The following is an 8632-nucleotide window of genomic DNA, read 5'->3' as shown; positions in this document are numbered from 1 at the left end:
TCCTCCCCAAAATGCGGAGAGTCCGCCATCTTCGAGTCGATTTGGAGTCCGCTGAACTTCAGATTCGGGACACTAGATTCTTGATTTGACGCGTTTTCTTGGCGCGAACCGGTATCCACTTCGCTCGAAAACGCTTTAGCGCCGGAAGCTCTTGATCTCGGACACGCTGCCGTCGCGGTAGACCAGCTCGACCGAAACCGACTTGGTCGCCGGCGCAAGCTTGAGGTAGGGCTGCGCCTCACGCGGGATGACGCTGGGATCCTTGGGATCGCACGGCGGCATTTTCAGGACGTGGTCGGGCACGGCACTGTCGATGCCGACGCGCACCTCGCGGATCGCGCAGCGGTACGACATCAGATGGGTGTAATAGACCAGGAGCCCGTTGAATTCACGAAACGACAGCCAGCTGGTCGCGGTCATGTCGAGTACCTTGCGCTGGTCGCGGATCAGCGCCGCCTCGGGATCGAAGCGGATCGGAAACGGCCCCTGCACTTCGCCATTGGTATCGACATAGCGCACCTGGATCGTGGCGGCCGGCGCGTCGGCCGGAAGCTCGATCGACGGGTTCGGCATCCGCTTGCGGGTCCGCGGATCGAGCGTGTCGATGAAGCCGGTCTCGCGGAAATCGCCGGCCTCGCCCATCCGCCAGGAAATCCCGAGCGTCGGATCGGCGATCGAGAACACCACGGTCCAGCCGCTATTATGGCGCGAGAACATCGCGATCGGCGCGTTGACGGAATCGTTCGACGGCGCCAGCCGGTGCACCGGCGGCAACGCTGCAACCTTCTGCAATGGCTCCGCAGGCTTGGCGACGGCAGCCTCGGGCGCGGCCTTCGCCGTGCCGCTCAGGAATACGTCATCGACCATCTGGTCGAAATAGACCGGGATCTGCTTGTGGCGCACGGTCTCCGCCAGCTCGCTGACCAGCCGCCGCGTGCGTTGCGCGACCTGCACGAGGTTGACGCCGGGCTGCGTCAGTTCCTTGGTAAAGGTTCGGGTGAACACCGAATTGGGATTGGCATCGTCGTTCGACAGGCGGTCCAGCGCAGTCTGCCGCGGTCCCGCTGAAAATATCGAGAACACGCCTTCCGGCAATTGCGTCATCGGCGCGAGGCCGCCGCCACCGGCGACGGCGCGGGTGCCGGAGCGCTCGAACGGATTGTTGCGGCAGGCGTCGAACACCAGAATGGCGGTTCGCGCGCCCTTGTTCTGCAGGCGCTCGATGATGCGGTCCGCGAGGATGGAAGCGTCGCGCACCAGTTCCTCCTGGCCTTCGGTTGCCGCCGGCACGTCGGTCGGCAGCAGGAAGTTCTGGCCGGCGATTTCAAAGCCGTGGCCCGCATAGAAGAAGAACGCGGTGTCGCCCTTGCCGACCGCCTTGTCGAACGCGAGCAGGCTCTGGCTGAAAGCCTGGCGCGTCTGGTTCTCGGCAACCATGACGGTGAAACCGAGTTGCTTCAGCGTATCGCCCATGGTGCGGGCGTCGTTGACGGCCTTCTGCAGCTTCGGCACGTTCCGGTAGTCGTTATTGCCGATCACGAGCGCGACGCGTTTTTCGGCATAAGCGGGAGCAGCGAACGCCAGCAACGAGGCGACAATGCCGAATGCCAGTCCGGATAGCAGCCCGGCCTTGCGCCGTAACCAACTCGTCATAACCAGTTCCCCGCAATGATCCGCGGCCGCGCGGGACCGCTTTTGTCGTAGTCGATAAAGCCGCGCCGGCGGTTCAATGCCTGCAGGCAGGACCAGAGCCCCATTTCCGCCACGTGAGTGAGGTCAGCGATAGACCCGCTATTTCGCCGCCATACCAAGCGCCAGGAGAGTATCCTCCACACGCTTGGAAGCTTCGTTATACACGGGGCTGGCATTCCTGGGATCAAGCCTGATGTTGGCGATAGTGGAGCCGGGCCGCAGTTCCATGGTCTTGGCCAAGGCCGCCTTGGCCTCGTCCGTGCGGCCCGTGCGATGGTAGGCAATTGCCAGCACTGCATGTGATCGTCCGGTGGCCGGCGTGATCGCAATCGATCTGGTGAGATAAGGGATCGCCTCTTCGTTGCGGTCCATCACCACCAAGGTCAGCCCTGCTCCCAGCAGCCAGGTCCAGCGCGCCGTTCGCGGCGTGTCGAATTGTTCGGCCAGTTTGAACGTCGCCAGCGCGTCCTCGAACCGTCCGAGCCGAAGCTGCCCGAGGCCGAGATTATAGATCGCGAGCCCGTCCCAGGGATCGAAGGTCAACACCCGGCCGCAGGCCACCAGGCTTTCGATGAACTGGTTTGTCGTGTTGAGGAGGCGGCAATACGCCTCCAGCACCGGGATGTAGGTCGGCTTCGCCCGCAGCGCCTGCTCGAGCATCGACTGCGCGGCGCGTTGAGTCTCGGCAACATCGGCCTTGTTGTACCAGGTCATCTGGATGCCGCGCAGCAAGTGCGCGGCCAACGCGGCTGCGAGGTCGACATTACCGGGATCGGCTGCGATGGCTTTCTCCAGCATGGTTTGCGCGGCCTTGAAACGCTCCGGCGTGGTCTGGTTGATCGAGGCCATCGCCTGCTCGATAACGACCTTGGCGGTGCCGCCAGCCAGGTCGTCGACGGTCGCGGCCGGACCGGCATTGATCATCGCATTGATGCGAAGCGCTAGTGGATGGCCGACGCCCGCGGCGAGCCGTATCTGCTGAAGCGTCATATCCGACTTCTCGATGCCGACCGAAACCGAGTTGGTCCAGCGTACCTCGCCAGTGGCGCCATTGCTCATCCGCGCCTGGATGGTCCAGGCCCCGCCTTCCAACCGTAACTCGCCGCTCACCACGAAGTCGGCCTCCGGGTGCGCGGCGACGGGCTGGGGCACCGCCGAAGCCGTTTGAGATCGCGGCGCCAGCACGCGCAACTTGTCGATCCTGGCCAAGCCGTCGGTGAGCCGGTCGGTCACGTCCCCCGCCATCTCGGCAACCAACTGGCTATCACCGACGCCGACGATCGGCATCATGGCGATGGTCGGAGACTTTCGTGGGAACATGGAATCGGGCGTGAGCACCGGTGCTGCGGCGGCAAGGCTGACGGCCGCGCTGAGGCGGTCAGCCACGCTCGCCGCCAACTCGGCAAGTTTCTGGCCCTCACCCACCCCAACGAGCTGCTCTGCGGCAACGGCCGGGGGTTTTCGCGCGAAGATGAAATCGGGCACGAAGATCGGCGCGGCGACGGCTAGGCCGATGACAGCACCGAGCCCGGCCGCCGTCGCAAGCGCGGCGCGCAAGCCGAAGCGGAGCCGTTTCCGGGCGGGCTCTGCCGCGAGCTTGGGTGACGCCGCGGCGACAGGAACGGCGTCGGCCGTCGCGACCGGAGGCGGTGCTTGATCAGCCGCGCCAAGGCCGCCCGGCCCGACCGTCACTTGCCCGTCGAACAGGTAGCCGCGGCCGGAAACCAGCTTGATCAATTGGCGCTGGTCGTCGCCAAGCGCGGCGCGGATTTCGCGGACGCATTGGAATAGGCTGTCGTCGCCCACATGGACGTTCGGCCAAATCGCGTCAATCAGGTCCTGCTTGCTGAGAACGCGTCCGGCGTTGGTCACAAACAGCTGCAGCATGTCGAAGGATTTCGGTCGCAGCCGGATCGCTTCGCCACCGGGCCCGCGGAGCCTGGCGCGTTCAGGGTCGAGTTCAAATCCGGCGAAACAGAGCAACTTATGTCCGCAATCTTCTCAGGGCTGGTCTGCGCAGAGCGAATATCAGAGAAATTTCAGAAAGTCACCGCCGTCCCATCAGGACCGGGTTCCTCCGCCGTGGCATGATTCCCGAGTGATTTGTCGCACCGCGGCATATCTTGGGGAGGAGTGCTGGGGGTGGCTATTTCGGCTTTAAGAGGAGCGGCATGTCTGGCGCCGGTCGCCTATGCCCCTCCTGGAGATCAGGGTACCTCTGCCTTTAGATGGTCCACCGATCAGGTCGATCCGAAGGACCGGTTCGACTATTGGCGCGAGGTGCGCTCCAAGGGGCTTTTTGGGGCGACCGCCGAACTCGACCGGGAGCACCGCCCAAAGTTCTCCGGAGAATTCTCGCTTCGAAAGATCGGCTCCGCGGGACTGGTCGGACTGCGCGCCTCGAGCTATCACGTCGAGCGCAGTGCGACCGATATCGCCAACGCACCCAGCGACAGCCTTTGCATCTGCCAGCAGCTTGGCGGCGGCGGCTGGTTCAGGGTCCGCAATGTCGATGACTTCCACGTCGCCGGCGGAACGTTTGCGACGAGCTATTCCGATCTGCCCTACCACACGGTCCCGATCGCCGCTGAAGGCTTCGATCTTCGCATTCTGAAGGTACCGGTGGCCGACATTCTGCTGCCGCTACCCGGCCTGCACGACCTCGTCCCAAAACCGTTTACCGACCGCGCCACCCTCACCCCGCTGCTGGAATCCTGTTTCACCGACCTGACCGAAGCGGATGACGACAGCGATCCGGCGACAACGAAGGCGCTGGTGCAGACACTCACGCACCTCACATTGATCGAGCGCGGCGTTGTCCGGCCGACCAGCCGGGTTGCGCAGTACGCGGTTCGGGCCGGCCGCCTGTCCCTGGCGCGGCGATTGATGGCCCGCCACATCGCCGAGCCGCAACTGTCGCCAGCGTTCGTCGCAAGTCAGCTCGCGATCTCGGTTCGTCATCTGCACGTGCTGTTCGAAGAATCCAGCATGAGCTTCTCGCAAACCGTCACCGCGCTGCGCATCGAGCGAAGCCGTCGCCTGTTGCGCGAGACGCCGGCCATGACCATTGCCGAGATCGCCTTCGCCAGCGGCTTCGACAGCCTCGCAACGTTTTACCGCGTGTTTCGCGCAGCGCAGGGCATCACGCCCGGTGACTTCCGGGAAGCGGCGACAAGGAAATAGGGTATGAGCGCGCGACCGGTCGCGTGGCAGCAGGGCTCGGCAAGCTCGACGCATTTGACCGGCAAATGACGGTTTGGCCGTTATTTGTGCGAAAACATTAAGCTTTTTCGGCCATTTGGCTGGTTCCCAGATTGACTTTGGCCGTTTCGCGCCTATGTTCCGGCCAACGCGGCCCTGGATCGACACGCGATTCCCCTGGGTTAGCCGCTCGTCAGCGTAAGTCAGAGCCCCCAGCTTTTTAAAGCGCGCCGTTTCGGGGTTGAACGCGACAGCCTTATTACCCTCGATTCCGAACGGCGGTGTCGACTAGAGGCTCAATGTCTTTTTCCCATCTCGGACTTTCCGACAAGGTTCTCGCCGCTGTTGCGGCCACCGGCTACACCACCCCTACGCCCATTCAGGAACAGGCGATCCCCCACGTTCTGGCCCGCCGCGACGTTCTCGGCATCGCCCAGACCGGCACTGGCAAGACCGCTGCCTTCGTCCTGCCCATGCTTACCATGCTGGAAAAGGGCCGCGCCCGGGCACGGATGCCCCGCACCCTGATCCTGGAGCCGACCCGTGAACTTGCGGCCCAGGTCAAAGAGAATTTCGACAAATACGGCATTGGCCAAAAACTCAATGTCGCCCTGCTGATCGGCGGCGTCTCGTTCGGCGATCAGGACACCAAATTGACCCGCGGCGTCGACGTCTTGATCGCGACCCCGGGCCGGCTGCTCGACCATACCGAGCGCGGCGGGCTGCTGCTCACCGGCGTCGAACTCCTGGTCATCGACGAAGCCGACCGCATGCTGGACATGGGCTTCATTCCCGACATCGAACGGGTCTGCAAGCTGGTCCCGTTCACGCGACAGACCCTGTTCTTTACCGCGACGATGCCGCCCGAAATCAGCCGCATCAGCGAAGCCTTCCTGCACAATCCCGAACGTATCGAAGTCTCCAAGCCTGCGACCACAGCTGTGGGCGTATCTCAGTTCCAGGTCGCCTGCGGGCGCGAGGTGCACGAGAAGCGCGAGATCCTGCGCCGCCTGCTGCGCGACGCCAAGGACCTCCAGAACGCGCTGATCTTCTGCAACCGCAAGCGCGAAGTCGCCGTCGTCTACAAGTCGCTGCAAAAGCACGGCTTCAGTGTCGGTGCCCTGCATGGCGATATGGATCAGTCGGCCCGCACCGCCGCCCTCGACCAATTCCGCTCCGGCGAAATCCCGATACTGGTGGCCTCCGATGTCGCCGCCCGCGGCCTCGATATTCCCACCGTCAGCCACGTATTTAATTTCGACGTGCCGCATCATGCCGACGACTACGTCCACCGCATCGGCCGAACCGGTCGCGCCGGCCGCGCCGGCACCGCGATCTCGATCGTCACATCGCTCGACACCAAATCGCTGGCCGCGATCGAACGGCTGATCGGAAAATCCATTCCCCGTGCGGAAGGCGACTATTCCGTGCGATCGGAAGCGTCAGGCGATATCGACCCGCCGCGCGAGGCGCGCGGCAGAGAAGGCTCTCGCGGAGGCTCCCGCCACGGTGCGAGAGAAGGCTCCAGGGAAAGCGTCAAGGAAGGTTCGAGAGAAGGTTCGCGGGAAGGTTCACGTGGCGGACGCAAGCCGCGACGTGAGCGCGAGCCGCGCCAAGGTGAGCGCGAACCGCGCCACGCCAAGGGAGGCGAGCGCAACTCCGGCCCGCAGCCGCAGGCAGCGACCGAATCGTTCACGCCGCCAGCGCCCGCACCGGCCTCCCGCGTGCCCTCGATCGGCCGGGCCGAGCCGCGGCGCGCCCAGCGCGAGGTCGAATCCGAGCCTGCCGATCACTCGCATCTTCCGGCGTTTTTGCTGCGTCCCGTGCGCGCCCGCGTTTAACGCTTTCAACGCCGTCCACGCGGTGAACAGGGTACAACCCTGTTTACCGGGCGTTCATTCTCCTCCCTTAACTTCACGGCGATAATTTTAGTTATTGCCTGCTGGGCGGCGCGAAGCGTTGCTCGCTATTAGGGACGGATCAGTGGTGAAACTGCTGGACGAACACGAACGCACGCTGGCTTTCGCCGAAGTCGCGATGGGCCAGATCAAGTCGCTTCGGCAGACCGCCGTGCCTCGCAACTATGAAATCTGGTACGTCTACGCCACCGGATACAACGCCCCCCTCAACAAGATCATCAACGAGACGCTGGCGCGCAACGGCAGGCTCAGCGAAGCCGACCTCGAACAGATCTACGAAACCTACCTCTCTCACATCAAGACCTCCGACCGCATCGACAAGGTCGGCGCGCGCGTGATCGGCGAGATCGACGACGTCATGACGCTGATCACCGAAGCGCTGGGCATGTCGGCGAGCTACGACGCCAGCCTGAGCGGCGCCAGCCAGAAACTGTCGACCGCGCAGAACCGCGACCAGATCAAGGCTGTGGTCGACCAGTTGGTGAAATCCACCCGCGAGATGCGCGACACCAACAAGGCGCTGGAGAACCGGCTGTCGCTGTCGAAGAGCGAGATCAGCAATCTCCAGCACAGCCTGGAAGCCATCCGTGCCGAGAGCCTGACCGATCCGCTCACTGGCCTTGGCAACCGCAAATATTTCGACCGCTCGATCGAGATGGCGGTACAGGCGGCGCTGGTTACCGGCGAGCCGTTGTCGCTATTGATGTTCGACATCGATCATTTCAAATCGTTCAACGATTCCTACGGCCACCTCACCGGCGATCAGGTGCTGCGTCTCGTCGGCATGTCCTTGAAGCAGACCATCAAGGGACAGGACATCACCGCGCGTTATGGCGGCGAGGAATTCGCGGTCGTGCTGCCCAACACCGCGCTGCGCCAGGCGCTGACGGTTGCCGATCACATCCGCCGCGCCGTGATGGCGAAGGAATTGAAGAAGAAATCCACCGGCGAAATCCTCGGCCGCGTCACCATCTCTGTCGGCGTGTCCATGCTGAAACCGGACGACGACACGGATTCACTGATCGAACGCGCCGATGCCTGCCTCTACGCCGCCAAGCGCAACGGCCGCAACCGCGTGATCTGCGAAGTCGACCCCGAATTCGCCGCCGATTCCCGCAGCCAGGTGGCTTGAGGTTCCGCCGTCATCCTGAGGTGCGAGCTCTTGCGAGCCTCGAAGGATGACTCGCACGGTGCTTGCGGCCCATCCTTCGAGGCTCACCCAGCGGTGCAAATGCACCGCCGGGCTCACACCTCAGGATGACGACTTCATTCGCTTCGCTCTCTTTTTCTTCTTCACTGCCGCAGGCTTCTTCTCCGCAGCAGGTTTCTTCTTAGCCACAACCTTCTTCGCGGCTTTCGCGACAATTTTCTTCGCCGCCTTGCGCACCCTCGGACGCTTGCGCAACGCGGCGCGCTGCGCGGCGGCCAGCGCCGCCCTCGCCCAATTGCTCAGCTCCTCCGAATCGTCGAACAGCCGCGCCGGCAATTGCCAATACGAATTCACGGTCACGGTTTTGGTGCGGGTTTGATACGAAAACGGCTGCGATCCCTCCGCCTCGAACAGCGGTATCGTCGTCTCATCTGCCCGGAAATACAGCCCGGCGCGCAGCGCGAGTGCGAAGTTGGTGCCGTCAGCGGAAATGCCGAAGCCGGAAAACATCCGGCGGATCGTCACCGGACCGAAATCAGCAAACAGGTCGATCAGGAAATCGCGATCCATATTCCGTCGTCCCGGCGAAAGCCCTAGGTGGTGTGGACTCTAAGGATTCCCTTTTAGGCGCAAATCAGATTCAAGGCTTCTTTTTGGGAGGCAGTCTTGG

Annotated in this window: 6 protein-coding genes; 3 read left to right on the top strand and 3 right to left on the bottom strand. The window is 63.3% G+C overall.

What is annotated here, in order from left to right:
- Positions 1–135: 135 nt before the first annotated feature.
- A complete protein-coding gene (locus tag JQ629_RS36795; protein ID WP_212416774.1) occupies positions 136–1653 on the bottom strand; it encodes a caspase family protein in 1518 nt (505 codons plus the stop codon).
- Between the two features lie 138 nt (positions 1654–1791).
- The gene (locus JQ629_RS36790) at positions 1792–3675 is read right to left on the bottom strand and encodes a winged helix-turn-helix domain-containing tetratricopeptide repeat protein (RefSeq protein ID WP_212416773.1); all 1884 of its coding nucleotides are present in this window, start codon (positions 3673–3675) and stop codon (positions 1792–1794) included.
- A gap of 159 nt (positions 3676–3834) precedes the next feature.
- On the opposite strand from JQ629_RS36790, the gene JQ629_RS36785 reads away from it, so the two are divergent.
- The 3 genes from JQ629_RS36785 to JQ629_RS36775 all read left to right on the top strand — a co-directional run bounded on the left by JQ629_RS36785 (position 3835) and on the right by JQ629_RS36775 (position 7944).
- Positions 3835–4875 carry a helix-turn-helix transcriptional regulator gene (locus JQ629_RS36785; RefSeq protein ID WP_349631374.1) on the top strand — a complete coding sequence of 347 codons (1041 nt, stop codon included), beginning with the start codon at positions 3835–3837 and terminating at the stop codon, positions 4873–4875.
- 317 nt (positions 4876–5192) lie between these two features.
- Positions 5193–6734, top strand: a complete 1542-nt coding sequence (locus tag JQ629_RS36780) for a DEAD/DEAH box helicase (protein ID WP_212416772.1) — start codon at positions 5193–5195, stop codon at positions 6732–6734.
- A 142-nt stretch (positions 6735–6876) separates the two neighbouring features.
- Entirely contained in the window at positions 6877–7944 is a 1068-nt protein-coding gene (locus tag JQ629_RS36775) for a GGDEF domain-containing protein (RefSeq protein WP_212416771.1), read from the top strand.
- A gap of 120 nt (positions 7945–8064) precedes the next feature.
- On the opposite strand, the gene JQ629_RS36770 is transcribed toward JQ629_RS36775, so the two are convergent.
- Positions 8065–8532 (bottom strand): TfoX/Sxy family protein, encoded by a 468-nt coding sequence (locus JQ629_RS36770; protein WP_212416770.1) that lies wholly within the window; start codon positions 8530–8532, stop codon positions 8065–8067.
- Between the last annotated feature and the right edge of the window lie 100 nt (positions 8533–8632).

Source organism: Bradyrhizobium sp. AUGA SZCCT0222 (assembly GCF_018130205.1).
Classification (GTDB): domain Bacteria; phylum Pseudomonadota; class Alphaproteobacteria; order Rhizobiales; family Xanthobacteraceae; genus Bradyrhizobium.
This window is presented reverse-complemented; position numbering and strand designations above follow the sequence as displayed.